The organism is Marinimicrobium sp. C6131 (assembly GCF_026153455.1).
Taxonomy (GTDB): domain Bacteria; phylum Pseudomonadota; class Gammaproteobacteria; order Pseudomonadales; family Cellvibrionaceae; genus Marinimicrobium.
On the sequence record NZ_CP110629.1, the window covers coordinates 1,690,250 to 1,711,978 of the forward strand.

General features: G+C 59.3%; 15 protein-coding genes. 3 read left to right on the forward strand and 12 right to left on the reverse strand.

What is annotated here, in order from left to right; all coding sequences use genetic code 11:
• Positions 1–14: 14 nt before the first annotated feature.
• The 4 genes from aceE to OOT55_RS07200 form a co-directional block, all read right to left on the reverse strand.
• On the reverse strand, positions 15–2,666 hold the full coding sequence (gene aceE / locus OOT55_RS07185; protein ID WP_265368428.1) for a pyruvate dehydrogenase (acetyl-transferring), homodimeric type: 2,652 nt from the start codon (positions 2,664–2,666) through the stop codon (positions 15–17).
• Positions 2,667–2,871: 205 nt separating this feature from the next.
• Positions 2,872–5,739 (reverse strand): insulinase family protein, encoded by a 2,868-nt coding sequence (locus tag OOT55_RS07190; protein WP_265368429.1) that lies wholly within the window; start codon positions 5,737–5,739, stop codon positions 2,872–2,874.
• Complete coding sequence (locus OOT55_RS07195) at positions 5,739–6,851, reverse strand: AI-2E family transporter (RefSeq protein WP_265368430.1); 1,113 nt, start codon at positions 6,849–6,851, stop codon at positions 5,739–5,741. Before OOT55_RS07195 ends, OOT55_RS07190 begins: the two co-directional genes overlap by 1 nt.
• A gap of 39 nt (positions 6,852–6,890) precedes the next feature.
• The gene (locus OOT55_RS07200; RefSeq protein WP_265368431.1) at positions 6,891–7,139 is read right to left on the reverse strand and encodes a sulfurtransferase TusA family protein; all 249 of its coding nucleotides are present in this window, start codon (positions 7,137–7,139) and stop codon (positions 6,891–6,893) included.
• A gap of 155 nt (positions 7,140–7,294) precedes the next feature.
• On the opposite strand from OOT55_RS07200, the gene OOT55_RS07205 reads away from it, so the two are divergent.
• Complete coding sequence (locus OOT55_RS07205; RefSeq protein WP_265368432.1) at positions 7,295–8,737, forward strand: M48 family metalloprotease; 1,443 nt, start codon at positions 7,295–7,297, stop codon at positions 8,735–8,737.
• A gap of 19 nt (positions 8,738–8,756) precedes the next feature.
• Here OOT55_RS07205 and OOT55_RS07210 read toward each other — a convergent pair whose 3' ends face one another.
• From OOT55_RS07210 to OOT55_RS07225, 4 genes are all read right to left on the reverse strand, one after another.
• On the reverse strand, positions 8,757–12,089 hold the full coding sequence (locus tag OOT55_RS07210) for an EAL domain-containing protein (protein WP_265368433.1): 3,333 nt from the start codon (positions 12,087–12,089) through the stop codon (positions 8,757–8,759).
• Positions 12,090–12,214: 125 nt separating this feature from the next.
• A complete protein-coding gene (locus OOT55_RS07215; protein ID WP_265368434.1) occupies positions 12,215–12,439 on the reverse strand; it encodes a SlyX family protein in 225 nt (74 codons plus the stop codon).
• Positions 12,436–13,614 (reverse strand): serine hydrolase domain-containing protein, encoded by a 1,179-nt coding sequence (locus OOT55_RS07220; RefSeq protein ID WP_265368435.1) that lies wholly within the window; start codon positions 13,612–13,614, stop codon positions 12,436–12,438. Before OOT55_RS07220 ends, OOT55_RS07215 begins: the two co-directional genes overlap by 4 nt.
• Complete coding sequence (locus tag OOT55_RS07225) at positions 13,607–13,987, reverse strand: c-type cytochrome (RefSeq protein ID WP_265368436.1); 381 nt, start codon at positions 13,985–13,987, stop codon at positions 13,607–13,609. Before OOT55_RS07225 ends, OOT55_RS07220 begins: the two co-directional genes overlap by 8 nt.
• A 99-nt stretch (positions 13,988–14,086) precedes the next feature.
• Between OOT55_RS07225 and yciH the strand changes: the two genes are divergently transcribed.
• On the forward strand, positions 14,087–14,413 hold the full coding sequence (gene yciH / locus OOT55_RS07230) for a stress response translation initiation inhibitor YciH (protein WP_265368437.1): 327 nt from the start codon (positions 14,087–14,089) through the stop codon (positions 14,411–14,413).
• 263 nt (positions 14,414–14,676) lie between these two features.
• On the forward strand, positions 14,677–15,213 hold the full coding sequence (locus OOT55_RS07235; RefSeq protein ID WP_265368438.1) for an energy transducer TonB: 537 nt from the start codon (positions 14,677–14,679) through the stop codon (positions 15,211–15,213).
• A 61-nt stretch (positions 15,214–15,274) separates the two neighbouring features.
• Here OOT55_RS07235 and OOT55_RS07240 read toward each other — a convergent pair whose 3' ends face one another.
• The 4 genes from OOT55_RS07240 to lpxB all read right to left on the reverse strand — a co-directional run bounded on the left by OOT55_RS07240 (position 15,275) and on the right by lpxB (position 21,721).
• Positions 15,275–16,225, reverse strand: coding sequence for an acetyl-CoA carboxylase carboxyltransferase subunit alpha (locus OOT55_RS07240; protein ID WP_265368439.1), 951 nt, complete (start codon positions 16,223–16,225; stop codon positions 15,275–15,277).
• A gap of 181 nt (positions 16,226–16,406) precedes the next feature.
• On the reverse strand, positions 16,407–19,907 hold the full coding sequence (gene dnaE, locus OOT55_RS07245; protein ID WP_265368440.1) for a DNA polymerase III subunit alpha: 3,501 nt from the start codon (positions 19,905–19,907) through the stop codon (positions 16,407–16,409).
• Between the two features lie 15 nt (positions 19,908–19,922).
• A complete protein-coding gene (gene rnhB, locus OOT55_RS07250) occupies positions 19,923–20,540 on the reverse strand; it encodes a ribonuclease HII (RefSeq protein ID WP_265368441.1) in 618 nt (205 codons plus the stop codon).
• Entirely contained in the window at positions 20,537–21,721 is a 1,185-nt protein-coding gene (gene lpxB, locus OOT55_RS07255) for a lipid-A-disaccharide synthase (RefSeq protein ID WP_265368442.1), read from the reverse strand. The genes rnhB and lpxB overlap by 4 nt, the downstream gene beginning before the upstream one ends.
• Positions 21,722–21,729: the final 8 nt, after the last annotated feature.

Genomic DNA, 21,729 nt, shown 5'->3' on the forward strand with positions numbered 1-21,729 from the left:
GCGCACACGTTGTTTTAAACGGTCAGAGGGTCGGCCTTGTCCGGATCAATACCAAACTGCTTGATGGCCTTGCTGACCACCTCGGGCTTCACTTTGCCCTGATCCGCCAGGGACTTGAGCGCGGCAATCACAACGAAGTTGCGATCCACTTCAAAGAAGTGGCGCAGTTTTTCACGGCTGTCACTGCGACCGAAACCGTCAGTACCCAGTACATAGTAGTCGCCCGGCACGTAGGGACGCAGTTGTTCCGAGTAGTTCTTCATGTAATCGGTCGCGATGATGAACGGGCCTTCCTGCTTTTCCAGTTGCTCGGTCAGGTACGCCTTGCGGGGCTTATCACCGGGGTGGAGCAGATTCCAGCGAGCGGCGCGCTGACCATCGCGGGTCAGTTCGTTCACGCTGGTGACACTCCAGACATCGGCCTCCACGCTGAAATCGTTGCGCAGAATTTCAGCCGCAGCCCGTACTTCCTGCAAAATCGTACCGGAGCCCAGTAACTGAACACGATTTTTCTTCTTGCTGGTACCTTTTTCCAGTTGGTAGATACCCTTGATGATACCCTCTTCGACGCCCTTGGGCATATCCGGATGAACGTAGTTTTCGTTCATCAGGGTAATATAGTAGTAGCAGCTTTCCTTGTCCTGATACATACGCTTCAGGCCATCCTGCACGATCACCGCGACTTCGTAGGAGTAAGTCGGGTCATAGGTGCGGCAGTTCGGGATGGTATTGGCCAGAATATGGCTGTGGCCATCCTGGTGCTGCAGACCTTCCCCGTTCAGGGTCGTGCGACCGGCGGTACCGCCGAGCAGGAAGCCACGCGCCTGGGCATCGCCGGCCAACCAGGCCAGGTCACCGATGCGCTGGAAACCGAACATCGAGTAATAGATGTAGAACGGCAGCAACGGCTGATGATGGTTGCTGTAGGAGGTCGCGGCCGCAATCCACGCGGACATGGAACCGGCTTCGTTGATACCTTCCTCGAGGATCTGGCCTTTCTGATCCTCTTTGTAGTACATGATCTGACCGGCATCCTGCGGCGTGTACTTCTGGCCTTCGGCCGAGTAAATACCGATCTGGCGGAACATGCCTTCCATACCGAAGGTACGGGCTTCGTCCGGCACGATCGGAACCACTTTATCGCCCACTTTCTTGTCTTTGATCAACGTGTTGAGCACGCGCACAAAGGCCATGGTAGTGGAAATGGTGCGGTCGCCAGTGCCTTCGAGCTGCTTGCTGAATGTTTCCAGCGGCGGAATTTCCAGCGCCTCAAAATCCGCTTTACGGGCCGGCAGATAACCGTTGAGCTGCTTACGCCGCTCGTGCAGGTACTGCATTTCTGCGCTGTCTTCCGGCGGACGATAGTACGGGATTTTCTCCAGATCTTTGTCTTCGATCGGGATGTTGAAACGGTCCCGGAAGGTCTTGAGCGCATCGATATCGAGCTTCTTGACCTGGTGCGCATTGTTGACCGCTTCACCGGTCGGGCCCATGCCATAACCTTTTACGGTCTGGGCCAGAATGACGGTGGGTTGGCCTTTGGTATTCACCGCGTTGTGATAGGCGTTATACACCTTGTGCGAGTCGTGACCACCACGAGCCAGGTGCAGAATTTCGTCGTCGGTCATGTCTTTGACCAACTCGAGCAGCTCGGGGTATTTTCCGAAGAAATGCTCACGGGTGTAAGCGCCCCCATTGGCCTTGTAGTTCTGCATTTCGCCGTCGAGGACTTCGTCCATACGCTTCTGCAGCAAGCCGGTTTTGTCTTTTTCCAGCAGTTTGTCCCACTGGCCGCCCCACAGAACCTTGACCACGTTCCAGCCGGCACCGCGGAATACGCCCTCGAGTTCCTGAACCACTTTGCCGTTACCGCGCACCGGGCCGTCCAGGCGCTGCAGGTTACAGTTGATGACAAAGATCAGGTTGTCGAGCTTCTCGCGGCCCGCCAGAGAAATGGCACCCAGAGATTCCGGCTCATCACACTCACCGTCACCCAGGAAGGCCCAGATTTTCCGGTCGCCTTTTTCAATCAGACCGCGCTGGTCCAGGTAGCGCATCACATGCGCCTGATAAATGGCGTTGATCGGGCCGAGCCCCATGGACACGGTCGGGAACTGCCAGTAATCCGGCATCAACCAGGGGTGCGGATAGGAGGACAGGCCTTTACCGTCCACTTCGCGACGGAAATTATCCAGTTGCTCTTCGGTCAGGCGACCTTCGAGGAAGGAGCGGGCGTACATACCCGGTGAGCTGTGGCCCTGAAAGTACACCAGGTCGCCCGGCTTACCGTCTTCGCTGCCGCGCCAAAAATGGTTGAATCCGACTTCATAGAGGGTCGCAGCTGAGGAGAAGGAGGCAATGTGGCCACCCAGCTCGTCGGCACTCTTGTTCGCACGTACCACCATCGCAATGGCGTTCCAGCGAACGATGGAGCGAATCTTGCGCTCGATGTAGGCATCGCCGGGGCTCTGCACTTCTTTCGAAACCGGAATGGTGTTGCGATAAGGGGTGGTGATCGCCGAAGGCTGATCAATACCGTGGTCTACCGCGTTCTCTGACAGTTGCTTAAGAAGGAAAGTGGCCCGTTCTTTGCCTGCGTGGCGAACAACTGACTCAAGGGCATCCAGCCATTCTCTCGTTTCGAGGGCATCGATATCTTCTTGCATTAAATTCTCCTCAGCCGTGCACGCATTGGCACATCTAATCGTTGCGTTCAATCAATAGGAAATTGAAAACAGGTGTCTCTGCACCGCCATAGAGCCCTTGTGTGGGATGTTATATAGGGTTATGGCCAGTATTGGTAGAGCCGAAAAATCAGCGAATTCTTACATATTCACGCCTTTTTTACCAGTCCGCCGCCGAGCAGCGGCCTCAGGGGTAGCTGAGGGCCTCAAGGGCCTTTTGGTAGTCGGGTATGGCGTCGATCACCTTGGCCGCCGGTGCTTCTTCCGACCGGTCCGTCACCAGCCACAAGCGCCGGGCGGGATCGGCAAACACCTTCCTGTAATAGGCCTGCAGGGAATCAGCGGTCACAGCCTCTACCGCCTGGGCCAGGCGTTCGCGCCGGTCGAAACGGGTGTCCCCCATCATCAGGCCCTCCCAATACCGGTCAGATTGCTGATACAGGGTCTTTGCCGGTTCGCGCAACTCGCGAACCAACGCCGTTTTCTGTTCCGCCAGCCCCTCTTTTAAGTGGATTTCGGCGCCAGCCAGGAAGCCATCCATTTCCCGCCAGAGGCGATCACTGTCAACCGATGGCGACTGGACGACCAGCACGGTGCCCTCCTGATCTTTGAGCGGCAACCCAAACACCGTGGCCACATAGCCCAACTGCTTCTCGGTGCGCAGCTCATGGAAAAACGCCGGTTGCAGTAGCCGTCGGGCCAGCTGCATATGGGCCACATCATCCAGCTCCGTGGAGAGTCCCTGGACGTACAGCATGGTGACACTGTCATCGTGCTCCAGAGGCCGCTCATACACCCAGGGGCCCCGGGATTTCAGGCGGAACACCCGGGCCGGCGCCAGATCCTGGCGCGTCAGGTCACCGAGCAATTGATGCTCGAGGTAAGCGGCCAGGCGCACCGCCTCCTGGCGATACAGGTTACCGTACAGCAACACTTCCAGTTCCGCGTCTTTGAGTACCGAATCGGCGAACTGGTGAATGGCTTTAAGATCGATGCCCTCGAGCACCCGGAGCTTGTCCCGCCCCAGAGAATAGGGCGCAAAGTGCAGGCGCGGCACCTGTCTGGCAATAACCCCGTAGGGCGTATCGAGCGCTTCGTTGCGCCAACGCCGCGCCACCGTGCGCTTGAGGTCATCAAAGCGATCCTGCTCAAACCGCCCCTTGCGCAACGCCTCCACAATGCGGGTCAACAATAGATTCTGGCGACTGCTGTACCCGAAGATTTCAATATCCAGGCCCCGGGTGTTGGGGCGTAACGAGAAATCCAGCCCGGCCAGTTGGGCCGGGTAAGCAAATTCATTGAGCTGGTCTCGCACCAGCTCGGATAACAGCTCGGCTTTGGTCGCGCCCTCGACACTGCCAGCCACCCGGGGAAGCTTGAGACGAAGTCGCATGCTGGTTTTGGGAACCTCAAACTCCTGATCCCATTGGTACCAGACTTTGATTCGTGCCTTGTCCACCACCGCCTCGGGCAGGCCGGGCGCTTTTGTGGGCGAGGCGCCCGGCCCCGGCAGCAACGGCGCCTCTTTTACGGCCAACCGGGTGGGGATAAAGTCGTTGGGCTTGGGCAACGTCAGTTGCTTCTGGATTCGCGCCTTGATCGCCGGCTGCTCGACCGGCTGATCGTCCACCCGGTAGGGAGCCTGATAATACGGCGACCGGACATTGCCCTCCACCGTGGGCGCCACCAGGGAAACCAGCACATTGCCGCTATTGAGATAGCCCAGGTACTTCTTGATCAACCGGGCGTCATACCCCGCATACCGATAATCGCCCCACAGTACGTTGACCGGGTCGTAGAGATGCAGCCGATGCGCAAGCCCCCGCACCGTCTCCACCGGGGAGCGAACCTCCTGGAAACGGAAATCAATGTTCGCCATTTGCTGAAGCTCTTCGTAGCGCCAGGCGTCCAGCCCCCGGGCTTCGATCTGTTTGATGGCATGAAACACCAGCGCAACAATCTGATCCGCGGCCCGCACTCCAAGCTCGGTCAACTCGATCGAAACCTGAAACAGCGCGTCGTGCCGGTCACGGTGCCGGGTTCCCGCGCTCAGGCCCTCCGCCCAGCCGAGCTCCTTGAGCAGCGACAACAGACTGCCCTCCCCTTCGTGCCCCAGCAAGTGGCCGATATAGTGCAATGGCTTATGAGCCTCGCTCTCCGCGCTGACCGGGAGCGGGAACAGGAGGGACAGGCGACGAAGGTCTTTTTCGGGCTCGATGGACACCCTCATCGGCAATTGGTCTTTCCCAAACAGGGGAGGATAGGCTTCCGGCAGTGATACGTCCCGAACGGGTATGGCTTTGAACCGCTCGGTCACCTGCTTCTGCAGGGCATCCAGATTTTCCCGCCCCAGAACCACCAGTGACATCAGATCCGATGAATAGTAGCGCTGATAGAAATCGATCAGATCGGCCCGAAGGGGACGCTCTTCGGTATCGGCCAGGGTGGTGAGATTGCCGACCCCAAAACGGGCCGCCGGGTGGGCCGGATTCATCAACGCCTGGTAGACATCGTGAATACGGCGAGCGTCATCGTTCAAGCGGGCCTTGAATTCCGACTCCACCGCAAAGCGTTCCCGGTCAACGTACTCGGGATTGAACCGCGGTGCGATAAAAAACTGTGCAAAGCGGTCCAGCGCCGGCTCAAGGTATTCGGGGTCGATATCGAAGAAATAATTGGTATGCTCACTCGCGGTGTAAGCGTTGTGGCTGCCACCGTGACGGCTGATAAACGCAGGATAAGCACCGGGCTCGGGGTATTTTTCCGTACCCAGGAAGAGCATATGTTCAAGAAAGTGCGCCAGACCTTCCCGACCCAACGGGTTCTGGTGATGACCGACATGGACATCCAGAGAGGCCGCCGCCTTCTCCGCCTGGGGATCCGATATCAACAGGACTTTCAGTCCGTTTTCCAGCTCCAGATAACGGTAGTCCCGGTGATCGATATCACCTTTTATGGGGACCAGAGCCTGGGCGTGGGCCGCCATTAGCAGGAGCATCACCAACAGACCGGCCCGGGACAGACGCCAACGGCGGAGAAAGACAGCTGCGCGCATTATGCCTCGCTTTGTTCGGTGTCATGTGATGCCTGTCCCTGCAACTCCTGATTGTGCGCCTCCTTGACGCCAATCGGCCAGGCGTAGAGAATCGCCTTGACCAGGGTGGCCAGAGGGATGGCGAAAAACACGCCCCAAAACCCCCACAAACCACCGAAGACCAGCACGGCCAGAATGATGGCCACCGGATGTAGATTGACCGCTTCGGAAAACAGCAGCGGCACCAGCACATTGCCATCCAGCGCCTGCAGGACACCATAGGCGATCAGCAGATAAACAAATTCCGGCCCCCAGCCCCACTGGAAAAAGCCCACCAACGCCACCGGTATGGTGGCAACCGCCGCGCCGATGTAGGGTACCAATACAGACAGCCCAACCGCGATGGCCAGCAGGGCGCTGTAATTCAGGCCGAACAGGACAAAGACGACATAGGCGGTCGCACCGACGATAGCAATCTCGATGGCCTTGCCCCTGACGTAATTGGCGATCTGCTGGTTCATCTCCTCCCAGATCTTGCTCATCAGCGGTCGCTTCTCCGGCAGAAAGCCCGCGAACCAGCGCATGATGGACTGACTGTCCTTGAGGAAGAAATACACCAGAATGGGTACCAGAACGAAGTATACGAGCACGGTGGCCAACACCGGCAAATTGGACACGGAAAAGCTGACAATGTACTGCCCGACATACCCCAGTTCAGAGCTGGTAATGGACATCATCTGCTCCACCTGAGCCTCACTGATCAGGCTCGGATAGCGCTCGGGCAAAAGCAGCATCAACTCCTGCCACTCTCTGAGCATTCTGGGCAACTCGGCAAAAAAGCGGGTGGACTGTTGCCAGATGACCGGCACCAGACCCAGCATGATCGCCGCCACACTGGTCATCAGCACGAGAAACGTGATCAATACGGCCAGCCAATGCGGGACGCCCCAGGATTTCAGGCGAACCACCATACCCTGCATCAGAAACGCGATGATCAGACTGGCAATCATGGGCGCCAGCACAGCCCCCAGAGTCAGGATGACCACCAGGCCTACCGCCAGCAGCACCAGCAGCAGTACCGCCTCCTCATCGGAGAAGTAGCGATCAATCCAACGGCGAATAATCTTCAGCATAAGTGTCCGTTTTGACCTGTCGTCACGCTTAATGCGTGGTCAGGATTTTACCAGAATGTAGATGTAGAGGCCGTCGGGCGATTCTTCCCGTTCCAGCCGGTGGCCCGCCAAGGCAGCAAATGTCTGAAAATCCCGGACCGAGCCGCCGTCCGTCGCGAGAACTCGCACGGCCTCGCCCGGCGCCACATCGCGCAGAGCCTGCTTGGCTTTGAGCAATGGCAGGGGGCAGCGCAGTCCCTGGGCATCCACCTCCATGACGATCGGTGGAAGGTCATCCCGTCCGGTCATGGGGTGTCCCCGTGTCGCGGCAGCGCCTGAACCGAGCCCGGTGCCCGTGGTCTTAGAGTCAACGCCGCACCGGGGATACAGCCTGCCTCTGGCGCCACGGGGGCGGCCGAGGCTACACTGTGCGCAACAGGAAGAACACCGGAGTCTGAGTCGACGTGAAACATGCTGTTACCCTTGTCTTGAGTCTGATGCTGATATCAGGCACCGCCAGTGCGAACCGTGAGCTGCAGTTGCCGGTACTCGGCGATACCAGTTCGGCGATCAGTTCCCCCCACCAGGAGCAGCAACTGGGCCGTGAAGTGCTGCGATTGTACCGCAGTCAGATGCCCACGTCCTCCGATTACCAGGTAGTCCAATATCTGGAAGACTTGCTGAACCGGCTTGCGGTGCACAGCGAACTGGAAGACCCCAGCCTGCAACTGGTCGTCATCGAAAACCCCACCATCAATGCCTTTGCCGCTCCGGGGGGCATTATCGGGGTCAACACCGGTTTGCTCAACTACGCCGAAAATGAACACCAGTTGGCCTCGGTACTCGCCCACGAACTGGCTCACTTGAGTCAGCGCCACTATGCCCGGCGCCTGCAGCAACAGCAACAGATGAGCGTCCCCTACTATGCCGCCCTGCTGGGCAGCCTGATTTTGGCGGCCACATCCGGTTCCGACGCCGGCATCGCCGCCATGATGAGCACCCAGGCCGCGGCTCTGGACGCCCAATTGCGCTTCAGCCGGCAGTTTGAGCAGGAGGCCGACCGCCTGGGTATGCAGACCATGGCCCGGGCCGGGCTGGATCCCAACGCGGCCAGCGACATCTTCGAAATCATGCTCCGGGCCACCCGTTACACCGAGCGCCCCCCGGAATTTCTGTTGACCCACCCGGTCACCGAGCGTCGGATTGCGGATACCCGGAATCGCGCCATGAACCTGCCCCGCCCGGAATCAGCGGTTAACCTGGAATACCACCTGATGAGGGCCCGTACCCGCATAGAACACGAACAGTCTGCACAGAGAGCCGTACAACTGTTTCAGAGCGAGCTGGATGCAAAGCGGGAACCGCTTGCGGCGAGCCGTTACGGTCTGGCCCTGGCGCAGGTTCGGGCCGGTCAGTTCGACGCGGCCGAAGCGACGATGGCCCCCCTGCTGGAAGACGATCCCGATCGCCTGACTTACCAATTGCTGGCAGCGGAACTGGACACTGAACGGGGCGCTCATGACGCGGCACTTGAACGCCTGAGCGCACTGCACCGGGCGCAACCGGACCATTACGCGGTCACCATGCGCTACGCCTTGGCCCTGATGAAAGCCAACCGGTTCGAGCAGAGCACCCAGTTGCTCAATCGCTTCTCCCGCCAGCGCCGGGATGATCCCGCGGTCTGGTACTGGTTGGCGGAAGTCAGCGGTCTGGCCGGCGATATTCAACAGGTCCATGAAGCCCGCGCCGAATACTTCATTCAGGTCGGCGCTTACAGCCAGGCGCTTCAGCAACTGCAGAATGCGCTCAAACGCACCGATGATGACAGTACCCACACACGGATCCTGCTCAGAGAGCGCATCAAGCAGGTTGAGGAAATGCAGCGGACGGCGGCGCGCATTCTGTAATACGACTCGGGCCCATTGATCAGTTGCGGCGGGAACTGCGAGGACGCTCGACCCACCGGGAATCCGTGAGCCAGGATTGCAATGCCGTCTCTGGCATAGGGCGGCCGATATGGAACCCCTGGGCAAGATCGCATTCGAGGTCCTGCAGTCGGCGCAACAGGGCCTCGGACTCGACGCCTTCGGCCACCACGTTCAGCCCCAGATTGTGCGCCAGGTGGATGGTGGATTTGACAATAATTTCATCCTGCTCGTCATCCAGCATCTGCCGGACAAATGAGAAGTCAATTTTCAGGGTCTGTACGGGCAAACGCTTCAGGTATGCCAGGGATGAATAGCCGGTTCCGAAGTCGTCGATACTCAGACAGATTCCCAGCGCATGCAGACGCTCCAGATTGGTCATCGCACGGCGCGGATCGGTCATGATCGAGCTTTCGGTGATTTCCAGTTCAAGGGCCCAGTGTGGCAATCCATACTCCTTCAGCAGCAACTCCACTTGCCGGGGCAGAGTGTCGTCCATCAGATTCCGCGCCGACAGGTTGACCGCCACACTGAGCGGGAATCCCGCGTCATGCCAGTCACAACAGGCCCTTATGCTTTGCTTCAACACCCAGTTCGTCAAGGGGTGTATCAGATTGGTGGCTTCGGCGATGGGAATAAACTCCGCCGGGGAAATCATGCCCAGCGCCGGATGCTGCCAGCGCAACAGCGCCTCCAGTCCGAAACACCGCTGGCCGTCCAGTTCGATTTTCGGCTGAAAATGCAGACACAACTGGTCCTCCCGAATGGCCCGCCCGAGCTCGTTGATCAATGACAGTCGCTGAGGAGAATGCGGGTCTTTTTCACCGTCGTACAGGGCCACACCGGTCATTTCCGATTTGGCGCAGTACATGGCGACATCCGCATAGCGCATCAGGGTACTGACATCGCTGGCCTGATCCGGACTCATCGAAATGCCGATACTGGCGCTGATCTCGGTGGTGTAGCCTTCAATGACAAACTCATTGCGCAAGGCATCCAGAACCCGATGACCGAACACCAACGCCTGTCGATGATGGCGGATGTCCGGAAGAAAAATGGCAAACTCATCGCCGCCCAGGCGGGCGACCACGCCCGGGGTATCCGCCATTTCGCTACTCAGTCGCGGGCCGATCTGACTCAACAGTTGGTCCCCCACCGAGTGACCCAGGGTATCGTTGATTTCCTTGAAGCGATCCAGGTCGATCAGCAACAACGCCGCCTTGCGTCCATCGGCCTGCTTCAGCCAACGTTCCATCTCCCGATAAAGACGCGTCCGATTGGGTAAGCGGGTCAAGGCGTCATGCGTTGCCTGGTATTCCAGTTTTTCTTCATAGCGCTTGCGTGCGGTGATATCTTTGCTGGTTCCCCAGACACGACACAGATGTCCGTTCTCGACTTCGCCAACACAGGAAATCTGAAAGTGTATGTCACCCCGACCGCGCGGATCCCGTCGGGCAATTTCATAGTCTATGAGTTGATAGCCGTTGCCGATGAACTGCTTTACATCAAAGCGATAACGGCTTGAGCCCGTCTCCCGCAGGCCGGTTCCCAACAATGAATCAACCGAGGGCGCTCCCATGATCTGCGCCAGGACGCGGTTTCCCTCTGCGAGACGCGCATTGCGGACAATCGCGGCCTCTTGCTCGCCCGGGGTCAGATCGACGGACACAGGCGGCAACATGTCATAACGCCAGATCGCCTCTGAACTGTTGGCAATAAACGCCCGATAACGCGCTTCACTCTGGGACAATGCCCGCTCGCGCTGGACACTGTCGGTAATGTCATTGACCACCAGGAGCACGCCATTGACATACCCCTGATTATTTTTGGTCGGAATTTTGTCGACCGAAAACCAGTGTCGCTCACCCTCATTCTGCGCACTTTCGATTGAGGTCAGTTGGGCCTCACCGGAGCGCACCACCTGCATCAGCTCCCGCTGACGCTCTTCCGGGCTATCCCAGTGCGGGGCAACCTCGAGAAAACTTTTGCCCACCTGTAACGCTGGCCCGAGTAACGCCCGGGCCAGTTCATTGAAGTCCTTCACCAGCCCCCAGCGGTCAAAGTAGCCAATACCGGCGCGCATGGAGTCCAGCAATAGCCTCAGTTCCTGGCGCTGGCTCTGCAGGCTGTGCTCAATGGCTTTCTGACGGGTAATATCGGTCATGATCTGACCGATCCCCCGGCGGGCACCGTCCGGCCCTTCAATCGGGAATCGCACACAGACAAACGTATACTGGCGCCCGTCAGGGCCCGGCAAAACCTCCTCCACCTCCGACGGCAGAGTGCCCGACAGCAATGCTTGCTCCTGCGCCCGCAGCCGTTCCGCGACCGGACCGGGGAACAGATCTGCGTCGGACTGCCCACACAGTTCATCGGCATCGCGACCGACCCAGCGAGCAAAACTGTCGTTGACCAGCAGGTATTTGCCGTCCAGAGATTTGATTGAGACCAGGTTGTGGGAATTGTTGATCAGGCTGTAGAGCAACTGGTCCCGGTGCTGCAACTCCTGATGGGCGCTCTGCTCACCACTGCGATCCTGACACTGGATCAACACCCGGGTCACCTCACCGTGACGGTCCCGCATGGGCAGGAAGCTGACTCTGAGCGGAACCCGCTGATCCACGAACAGCGCATTGCGATGAACATTGCCCAGGGGATAATCAAGATCAAAGCACTGAATCTCGCCCCGCTGGAAAACCCGGCGTACCCGACTCAACAGGTCCGGCCGCGCCTGCAACACCCGATCGTGCAAGACCCGATACCGACCGATTCCGGCGGTACTCTGGCGAGGTGTAAGCTGCAGGAGCGCCTCCAGGGCGTGATTGCACTCCAGCATCACCCCGTCCGGATCGGTGACAAAACTGGCTATCGGGCTCTCGGCAAACAGGCGGGACAACAGACTCTGGACGTATTCGGGCCCCGGGTTGGCCAGCCAGTGCTGACTGCTGACCACCGCCCCCACGCAGTAGTCGTGCCCCGATTCCGTCCGGTACCGACGACCGATAAAGCGCAGCCTCGGCTGGCTGGCCAGACCGGCCAGACAGACTTCGCACGAGGCCGGCCCACCGCCCTGGCGATTCCGGGAAAATGTCTGCTGAAACAGATATTGATCCGCCGGGGGCATCAGGGCCAGCAATTGCGTCTCATCGGCAATTTCGCCCAGCTCCGGCACCCAGCGATAAATGGAGTCAGAAAGTGTCAGCGTCCGCTCATCCAGTGACAGCTCCCACAGAGCGATATCCGACGCACAGAGGGCCGAACCCACCAATTCAGGATCGGAAAGCGTGCCGGGTAGAGCAGTGGCGCTGGACTGACCGGGGTTTCCCTGCCGCATGTTCTGAAGGTCGACTCTTTTTTCGAGATAATAGTGGGTGACCCAAGTGTAGACGAAAAACGCCCGGTGAATGAGCGCTCACGTCAACGCCTATCGTCAAAAACCACCATCCATCCGAAAAATCGTCAGTAATGCGGCGGACGCTCATCGGCCAGACCGCCCTCCTCCCCCGGCGACTGCTCCACTGCATCCCTCAAATCCCGATACTTGCCGGCCAGTGCCCGCAACTGCTGCTCCAGCCGATCAATCTGTTCGGTCTGACGCGCCACCACCTCATTGAGGTCGGTCAGGGTCTGCTCCTGAAACGCCAGGCGGGATTGCAGGTCTTCCAACGTATCAAAGTCACTCATGGCGTCTCTCCCAGGCAGTCATAAAGGGCGTTGATCAGGCGCTGCGGGCGGGGATCAATCAGCAGGCTCTGCCCCATTCGTCCGGTGACATAGCCGAAGCCAATGCCATAGTCCGGATCCGCAAAGCCCAGACAGCCCCCCGCCCCCGGATGCCCGAAACCGCCCCTGCCCCGGCCAAACCGACAGTCAGCCCGCTTCTGGGACAACATGAAACCGTGTCCGAAACGCAGCGGCAGGCCGAGCACCCGATCCTGCTCAAAACTCAACTCTTCCCGGCACAGAGAGAGAGGCTTCTCCGATAACAGACGAACCCCGCCCAGATCGCCCCGATTGGCGAGCGCGCCGTACAGAGCCGCCAGATCCAGCGCACTGCTGTGGCCATTAGCGGCGGGTATCTCCGCCTGACGCCATTGATCGGTGTTGGCAGCGGTCAGGAGCGACATGGGGTTACTGAAGGCTTTGTTGGTCACCCCTCGCGGGTCGGCTTTCATGATTTTACCGAGTGACTGGCTGTCGGCTCCGTTGCTGGCACCGCCGAGGGCCTTTTTCAGTGGCCGGGCTTGCGCCAGTGACGCTTCCCCCTGGACACCAAAACCCAACCCGAGCCCGAGCGGCTGGGTAATGCGGTCCGCGACCCAGTCATTGAACCGGTCCGCTCCGGTAATGCGACGCACCAACTCCCCCAGCGCCCAACCGAACAGAAACGGGGAGTATCCCTGGGCCGAGCCGGGGGACCACCAGGGCTCGGCCCGCTCGATGCGCTCAATCATGACATCCCAGTCAAAAATGTCATCCTCCGCTACCCGATCCTGAAGCGCGGACAAGCCTGACCGGTGGCTCAGCAGATCCCTGACCCGAATGCCCCCTTTGCCCCGTTGGGCAAATTCCGGCCAATAGTGGGCCACCGGCTTGTCCAGATCCAACTGCCGGGTATCCACCAGTTGCAGTATGGACAGCGCCACGATCCCCTTACTGGCGGAAAACAGGTTGACCTGGGTATCCTCCTGCCAGGACTGCCCCGGTGACGCTTCACCCGCCCAGAGGCTGACCAGTGGCTCACCGGAGCGGTAGACCGCCAGAGCCGCCGCCTCTTCACCGGCCTCGGCCATATTCTCCTGAAAGGCGTTTACCAGTGGCTGCCAGCGCTCCGTCCAGCGTCCCTGAACCTCACTCATCACCGGCTCCCGGCAGGCTGGCGAAGTAGTGGCTGAGGGAATCAATCGCCTCATCGCTGAGATTGCGTGCGACCGAACTCATCATGGGGTTGTCCCGCTCGCCGCTGCGGAAGGCATGCAGCTGTTCCTCCAGGTAGTCCTGCGGCAAACCGGCAATCGACGGATAAGAAGCCACCCGGGAGATGCCCTCAGGCCCGTGACAGCCGACGCACATGCGCGCCACCCGTTTACCCTCGGCAATGCGCTGCTGCTCGGGGCTGAGCGAGGCCTGGGCACCCCCCGGTTCAGAATCACTGCAGGCCATCAGTCCCGAGCCGATGCTCAACAACAGTGCTCCTTTCAGCAGCCGCCACGGCAGATTGTTCAATGTCACTGGTATCCCCTTGTCGATAGGCTTTGGTCGAAAATCGGGAGGGATTCTACCATTGAGGTTGGTATCATGGGGCTTTTGTCCCCGGGGAGGTCCGTTTCGATGAGCAAAAACAGTCGTCTGGTGTATTCGACGGAAGTGGGTCGCATCAAGCCGCAAGCCGAGGAATCCGAGGCGCCACCCGCCGGCGATGGCATTGTGCGGTTGCACCGTGAAACCAAGGGTCGCGGCGGTAAGGCGGTGACACTGATCAAGGGGATTCCGCTGGCCGGCGCGGAGTTGAAGGCGCTGGCGAAGGAGCTGAAGAAGCTCTGCGGTGTGGGCGGCACGATCAAGGACGGCGAGGTGACGATTCAGGGCGATGTCCGGGAAAAGCTGAAACCGGCACTTGAGAAGAAAGGGTTTACGGTAAAGATTGCTGGCGGGTGAATGTTGCCCTCACGTTGGAAGTCGGGGACTCCGCATTGCAGTGCTGCGGAAGGGTGAGCCCCTTTGAGACCGTCACCGGCCTGGATGGCGGGTGATGAGCCCCCATGGATGGGTTTACGGCGTGTCTCGCAAGGGGATATCCACCCGCAGCACTCCGCTACAACGTCCCTGGCAAACAGGCCAATCAATAACTGGCGCTATTTTTGCAGTAATCCGAGGCAAACCTTCATAACGTCAAGTTTTTGTCTTCGAGGACTCAAACCGTGGATAGCGCGATCTTTATCGAACTGCTGGATACCTCCCTCAAAGTCGCCCTGGGGGCACTCATCGCCGGGGTGGCCGGATGGTGGGTCATGCGGCGCAACGCCATTGTCGGCTCCCGCTCCCCCCAGGAAAACCGCAAACTCAGCCTGCTGGAGGACATCTCCAGTCAGGTCGGTCGGGTCACCCACACCTTCGCCAAATACTCGTCACTGGCCGCCGAATCCATCCAGTTTGGCAAACGCTGGCCCAAAGAGCGCCGAGCCGAGCTGGAACAGATCAGTGCCGAGTTGGTGAGCGAGTTCAAAGGGCTGGCAGACGCCGAAGCCAAACTGCTCATGCTCGGCGAAAACAACCTAGAGCGCAGCCTGCGTCTGTACGGCAGCCAGATCGCCCAGTTTCGCAAACAGGTCTACGCCGGGCGTGATGACATCAGCCTGGAACAGGTGGCGGCGTTCAAAAAAGAGGTGGCCCGCACCCGGGAGAAATTCTACGAGCTGCTCAGTCGCAAGTACGATCGATTACTGGCGAACGCCTAGGTCATAAAAAAACCGCTCACAAAGAGCGGTTTTTTTATGACCAAACCATCCGGTTTCGAGATCAGGGATTGCCGTAGCTCATCAGGCGCTGGTAGCGACGCTCGAGCAGGTCATCGATCGGTTCTTTACCCAATCGATCGAGCTGCGCACTCAAACGATCTTTGAGTTTACTGGCCATGGCATCGATATCCCGGTGGGCACCGCCCAGGGGCTCCGGGATAGTCTCATCCACAATGCCCAATTCTTCCAGCACCGTGGAGGTCACACCCATCGCCTCGGCGGCCTGGGGCGCCTTGGCCACAGTTTTCCAGATGATGTTGGCGCAGCCTTCCGGGGAGATCACGAAATAGGTGGAGTACTGCAGCATATTGAGCTGATCGCCCACCCCGATCGCCAGGGCGCCACCGGAGGAACCTTCGCCAATCACGGTGCAGATGATCGGGGTGCGCAGGCGTGACATCACCGCCAGATTCTGGGCAATGGACTCGCTGATACCCCGCTCCTCGGAGTCGATGCCGGGATAGGCCCCCGGCGTGTCGATCAGCGTCAGAACCGGCAACTTGAAACGTTCCGCCATTTCCATCAGACGCAACGCCTTGCGGTAGCCTTCCGGCCGCGGCATGCCGAAATTGCGATAGACCTTGTCGTGGACGCTACGGCCTTTTTCCTCGCCGATCACCATGACGGGCTTGCCATCCAGACGGGCAACGCCGCCGATAATGGCGTGATCGTCGCCGAAGTGGCGATCACCGTGCAGCTCGTCCCAGTCGGTAAACAGGCGTTTGATGTAATCAGAGGTATAGGGGCGGTGCGGGTGGCGAGCCACCTGCACCACTTGCCAGGGGGTCAATTGCGCGTAGATGCTCTCGGTGAGCTTGGTGCTCTTTTCGCGCAGCTTGGCAATTTCCTCGGTGATATTGAGGTCGTTATCGCTGCCCACCAGTTGCAATTCCTCGATTTTGCCTTCGAGTTCAGCGATGGGCTGTTCAAATTCCAGATAATTCAGATTCATAGTCGGCTTTTCAGGCTCAGTGTTGTCGTCCGATCAATAAACGCGGATGGAAAGGCGCCTAAGATACGCGAAACCGTCAAAATAGTCGACCTTTGAGGCGGTGTAGGTGACAGCGGGTGGCTGGCTTTGGGTTACGGCGGGTGCGCGCTTTGCGCTTACCCGCCCTACGCCGCCTTACGCACTACGAATAGACCAGGTGAACGCTTTCCGGGCCGTAGGTGTCGCGCAGGCGTTGGAGCAGGTCATCCTCGGGGCGGACCTGCCAGGCCTGCCCCAGACGCACCTGCCCCCGAGCGCCCTGGCGCGTGTAGTCAATCACGATCGGGCAACGCCCCTCCCGGTAAGGATCCAGCAGCTCACTCAACTGCCGGGAGAAGTTGGCCGACAGAGCCCCCGCTTCCACCGCCAGACACAGCTCCCGGGCCCGTTCCTGACGCATATCGGACAACAGCCGCAACTGATCGGCACGCATCTTCAGCGAACCGCTGTAATCGTCGTGACTCACCTGCCCCGTGATGACCAGCAGGCTGTCTTTCAGCAGTAGATCCCGATACTCGTTGAACGCATCACTGAACACCGCCACCTCGATACGGCCGGTGCGGTCATCGAGGGTGACAAAGCCCATATTGTCGCCGCGCTTGGTCTTCATGACCCGCATGGCCACCACCAGCCCGGCCACGGTCTGGGACTCTTTCTGGGGCTTCAGATCGATGATGCGCGAGCTGACCAGGTGGTTCAGTTCACTGTCGTATTCATCGATCGGGTGGCCGGTGAGGTACAGGCCGAGCGTTTCCTTCTCGCCGTGCAGACGCTCCTTCATGCTCCAGCTGCGGACTTTGTGGAACTCGCCGTAGGCATCGCCCTCCGGATCGCCGCCGGGAATCACATCGCCAAACAGATCCACCATACCGGCACTCTGGTTGGCCGCTTTCTGCTCGGCGGTTTTGACCGCCTCGTTGATCGCCGCGAACATGACCGCGCGGTCGTAATCAATATCCACGCCCGGGCCCAGCTTGTCGGCGGCACCGGAACGGATCAGGGCTTCCAGGGCCCGCTTGTTCACCTTGCGCGGATCGACGCGGGCGCAGAAGTCAAACAGGTCCTTGAAGGGCCCATCCTTGCGCGCGGCGATGATGCTTTCCACTGGTCCTTCACCCAGCCCCTTGATGGCGCCGAGGCCGTAGATGATGTTGTTGTCGTCATCCACGCTGAACTGGAATTCACCGGTGTTCACATCCGGCGGCAACAGTTGCAGCTTCATCTGACGGCATTCTTCGATGAAGGTCACCACTTTGTCGGTCTTGTCCATGTCCGAAGACATGGTGGCCGCCATAAAGTGCGCGGGGTAGTGCGCTTTCAACCAGGCTGTCTGATAGGACACCAGCGCGTACGCGGCGGAGTGGGATTTGTTGAAACCGTAGCCGGCGAACTTTTCCACCAGGTCGAAAATTTTCATTGCCAGGTCGGGGTCAATCCCCTGCTCTTTCGCCCCCTGGGCGAACACCTCCCGCTGCTTGGCCATTTCCTCGGGCTTTTTCTTACCCATGGCCCGGCGCAGCAGGTCGGCGCCACCGAGACTGTAGCCCGCCAACTCCTGGGCGATCTGCATCACCTGTTCCTGATACACGATCACGCCGTAGGTCGGCTTCAGAATCGGTTCCAGGCGCTCGTGTTGATACTGCGCATCCGGGTAGGCCACTTTCGCGCGGCCGTGCTTACGGTTGATGAAGTCGTCCACCATGCCCGAGTCCAGCGGGCCGGGGCGGAACAGGGCCACCAGGGCGATCAGCTCTTCCAGGCTTTCCGGCACCATGCGCTTGATCAGGTCTTTCATACCCCGGGATTCGAGCTGGAATACGGCGGTGGTTTCCGCCCGCTTGAGCATGTCGAACGTCGGTTTGTCGTCGAGGGGAATCGCGGCGATATCCAGGGGTTCCTCCCCCGCCTTGGCGCGCTGTTGATCGATCATCGCCTTGGCCCAGTCGATGATCGTCAGGGTGCGCAGCCCGAGGAAGTCAAACTTCACCAGACCGGCGTCTTCCACGTCGTTCTTGTCGTACTGGGTGACCAGACCACCGCCGGTCTCATCGCAGTACAGCGGGGCAAAATCGGTCAATTTGGTCGGGGCAATCACTACCCCACCGGCGTGCTTACCGACGTTTCTCGCCAACCCCTCGAGCTGTTTGGCCATGTCCCAGATTTCCTGGGCTTCCTCGTCGGTCTCAAGAAATTCGCGCAGTACCTCTTCCTGTTCCAGCGCCGCTTCCAGGGTCATCCCCGGCGTGGCCGGAATCATTTTAGAGAGCTTGTCCGCCAGACCGTAGGACTTACCCTGCACCCGGGCGACATCACGCACCACCGCCTTGGCAGCCATGGTACCGAAGGTAATGATCTGACTGACCGCATCCCGGCCATAGTTGTCGGCCACGTAGGCGATCACCTGGTCGCGGTTGTCCATGCAGAAGTCGACGTCGAAGTCGGGCATGGAGACCCGCTCCGGGTTCAGGAAGCGTTCGAACAGCAGGTCATACTGGAGTGGGTCCAGGTCGGTAATCTGCAGCGAGTAAGCCACCAGCGAACCGGCACCGGAACCCCGACCGGGACCGACCGGAATATCGTGGTCCTTGGCCCACTGGATGAAGTCCATTACGATCAGGAAGTAACCGGGAAACCCCATCTGGATGATGATATCCAGCTCGAACTGCAACCGGGTTTCGTAGGCCTTTTTACGCTCCTCATAATCCGCTGCCTGCGGATCGAGAATGCGCTCCAGGCGTTTGTATAAACCTTCGTAGGAAATTTTGGCAAAAAATTCGTTTTCGGTCATCCCGTCGGGAATGGGATACTCCGGCAAGTAGTATTTGCCGAGTTCAATATCCAGATTACAACGCTTGGCGATTTCAACCGAGTTTTCCAGCGCTTCGGGGATATCGCTGAACAGCTCCGCCATTTCCTCGGGCGAGCGCAGGTATTGTTGATCGCTGTAGCGGCGCTCGCGCCGGGGATCGTCCAGCGCCCTGCCCTCGCTGATGCAGACTCGCGCCTCATGCGCCTCAAACTCGTCCTGCCGAAGAAACCGGACATCGTTGGTCGCCACCACCGGACACTGCGCCTGTGCCGCGAGGTCTACCGCCGCGTGCAAATAGTCTTCATCGTTGTCCCGACCGGTGCGTTGCAGCTCGAGATAAAACCGGTTGGGAAAGTCCGCCATCCAGCCACTGAGCAGTTCTCTGGCCTGATTTTGCCGGCTGGCAATGAGCGCCACGCCGATGTCACCAAACTTACCCCCGGAGAGCGCGATGACGCCCTCGGCCAACTCGCTGATCCACTCGCGCTGAACATAGGCGATGCCCTGTTGCTGGCCTTTTTGCCAGGCGCGGGAAATGAGTTCGATGATGTTTTTGTACCCTTTGTTGTTCATGGCCAACAGGGTTATCAGCGTCGGTTTGCCGTCGGGATCGGCGTTGGCCACCAGGAAGTCGCTACCGGCGATGGGTTTGAGCCCGGCGCCCTGGGCGGCTTTATAGAATTTGATCAGGCCGTAGAAGTTGGTCTGGTCGGTCACCGCCACCGCCGGCATGCCCAGCTCGGCCACGCGTTTGACCAGGGGTTTGATGCGCACCAGACTGTCCGAGAGGGAGTATTCGGTGTGTAATCTGAGATGGACGAATTGTGTGGTCATAAAATCTGCCGGGTATTAAAAAAGTTCAATCTGCTCCAGGCGTTCGCGGATTGGGGCGTAGGTGGTGCGGTGGATGGGCGTGACGCCGAGTGTGTCCAGTGCCGCCATATGGGTTTTGGTCGGGTAGCCCTTGTGCTCCGCGAACCCATAGCCTGGATACTGCTTATCAAATGCCACCATCTCACGGTCCCGCGCCACCTTGGCCAGAATCGACGCCGCACTGATCGCCGGGTGACGACTGTCGCCCTTCACCACCGCCTCCGCCGCATACGACCACTTGGGCAGGCGGTTGCCGTCCACCAGAACATACTCCGGCTGTTGCGCCAAACCCTCCACCGCACGCGTCATCGCCAACAGACTCGCCTGTAAAATATTGAGCCGGTCAATCTCCGCCACCGACGCCCGGGCGATGCACCAGGCGGCGGCCTTTTCCTGAATCTCCGCGAACAACGACTCCCGGCGCTTTTCCGTAAGCTTCTTGGAGTCGTTCAACCCCTCAATGGGTTGTCTGGGGTCCAGAATCACCGCTGCGGCCACGACGTCACCGGCAAGCGGGCCTCGGCCCACCTCATCCACGCCCGCGAGCCAGGGGCCGGTGTAGACCGGTTCGAACGGTTCCAGAACACCTCTCATCGCGACCGGGCCTCCAGTAGCTCCACGATGGCCGCAGCCGCTTTCTCACTGGCGTTTCGTGCCAGGTCGCGATGCATTTCGGTAAAGGTCTCTACCAACGCCCCAGTCTGCGCCGGATGGTCGATATAATCCAGCACGGCGGCGCTGAGCGACTCAGGCGTGGCATCGTCCTGGATCAACTCGGGCACCAGACGTCGGTTGGCCAGCAAATTGGGTAAGGAAACGTATTCCGTTTTCAGCATTCGGGACAAAATCGCGTAGGACAGACGTGCCATTTTGTACGCCACTACCATCGGCGTCTTCAACAGCATGGCTTCCAGAGCCGTTGTCCCAGAGGAAATAAGCGCCACATCAGCGGCCGCCATCGCCTGCTGCGATTGGCCTTGCACAAGGTGCACCGGCAGGTCTACAAATTCGGACAGTTGGTGATGGATCTGCCGGTAACGCTCGGGGCTCGCGGCCGGAATCACGAACTGTACATTGGGTCGCTGGTCGCGGCACAGTCGAGCCGCCTTTAAAAACAGTGGTCCAAGCTGCTCCACTTCACCATTGCGGCTACCGGGCAACAGCGCGACCAGAGGCCCCTTGTGTTTGATACCCAAGGTCGCACGGGCACTCGCCGAATCAATTTTCAGTGGAATTTCATCTGCAAGGTGGTGGCCTACGAACGCCACCGGGACCTGGTGTTTTTCATAAAACGCGGCTTCAAAGGGCAATAGCGTCAACATCAGGTCAACGCTGCGTGCGATGCCCTTTACCCGCCCCTGACGCCAGGCCCATACCGAGGGACTGACATAATGGACCGTCGGTGTGCCCGCCGCCCGCAAATGGCGCTCAATGTTCAACGTGAAATCCGGAGAGTCCACGCCGATGAACACCGCCGGCGGCTGCTCGGTAAAGTGGGTTTTGAGAAACTTGCGGATTTTCAGCAGCTCCGGCAGCCGTTTCAGAGGGTCGATCAGACCCATAACCGAGAGCCGGTCCATCGGAAAAAACGAGTGAAAGCCCTGCTCGAGCATACGCGGCCCGCCGATACCCGAGAATTCGCAATCCGGGTAATGCTGACGTAGAGCCCGCATGAGCGCGGCACCGAGAATATCGCCGGAGGCTTCACCCACCACGATACCGATCTGAAGTCGGCCACTGGATGAGGTCGATGTCGGGTGGTTCTGCGCTTCCATAGGATGGC

What these genes read in the sequence shown, in the direction of transcription:
- aceE (WP_265368428.1), bottom strand. Translation starts at nt 2,666, where the DNA reads ATGCAAGAAGATATCGATGCCCTCGAAACGAGAGAATGGCTGGATGCC.
- OOT55_RS07190 (WP_265368429.1), bottom strand. Translation starts at nt 5,739, where the DNA reads ATGCGCGCAGCTGTCTTTCTCCGCCGTTGGCGTCTGTCCCGGGCCGGT.
- OOT55_RS07195 (WP_265368430.1), bottom strand. Translation starts at nt 6,851, where the DNA reads ATGCTGAAGATTATTCGCCGTTGGATTGATCGCTACTTCTCCGATGAG.
- OOT55_RS07200 (WP_265368431.1), bottom strand. Translation starts at nt 7,139, where the DNA reads ATGACCGGACGGGATGACCTTCCACCGATCGTCATGGAGGTGGATGCC.
- OOT55_RS07210 (WP_265368433.1), bottom strand. Translation starts at nt 12,089, where the DNA reads ATGCGGCAGGGAAACCCCGGTCAGTCCAGCGCCACTGCTCTACCCGGC.
- OOT55_RS07215 (WP_265368434.1), bottom strand. Translation starts at nt 12,439, where the DNA reads ATGAGTGACTTTGATACGTTGGAAGACCTGCAATCCCGCCTGGCGTTT.
- OOT55_RS07220 (WP_265368435.1), bottom strand. Translation starts at nt 13,614, where the DNA reads ATGAGTGAGGTTCAGGGACGCTGGACGGAGCGCTGGCAGCCACTGGTA.
- yciH (WP_265368437.1), top strand. Translation starts at nt 14,087, where the DNA reads ATGAGCAAAAACAGTCGTCTGGTGTATTCGACGGAAGTGGGTCGCATC.
- OOT55_RS07240 (WP_265368439.1), bottom strand. Translation starts at nt 16,225, where the DNA reads ATGAATCTGAATTATCTGGAATTTGAACAGCCCATCGCTGAACTCGAA.
- dnaE (WP_265368440.1), bottom strand. Translation starts at nt 19,907, where the DNA reads ATGACCACACAATTCGTCCATCTCAGATTACACACCGAATACTCCCTC.
- rnhB (WP_265368441.1), bottom strand. Translation starts at nt 20,540, where the DNA reads ATGAGAGGTGTTCTGGAACCGTTCGAACCGGTCTACACCGGCCCCTGG.
- lpxB (WP_265368442.1), bottom strand. Translation starts at nt 21,721, where the DNA reads ATGGAAGCGCAGAACCACCCGACATCGACCTCATCCAGTGGCCGACTT.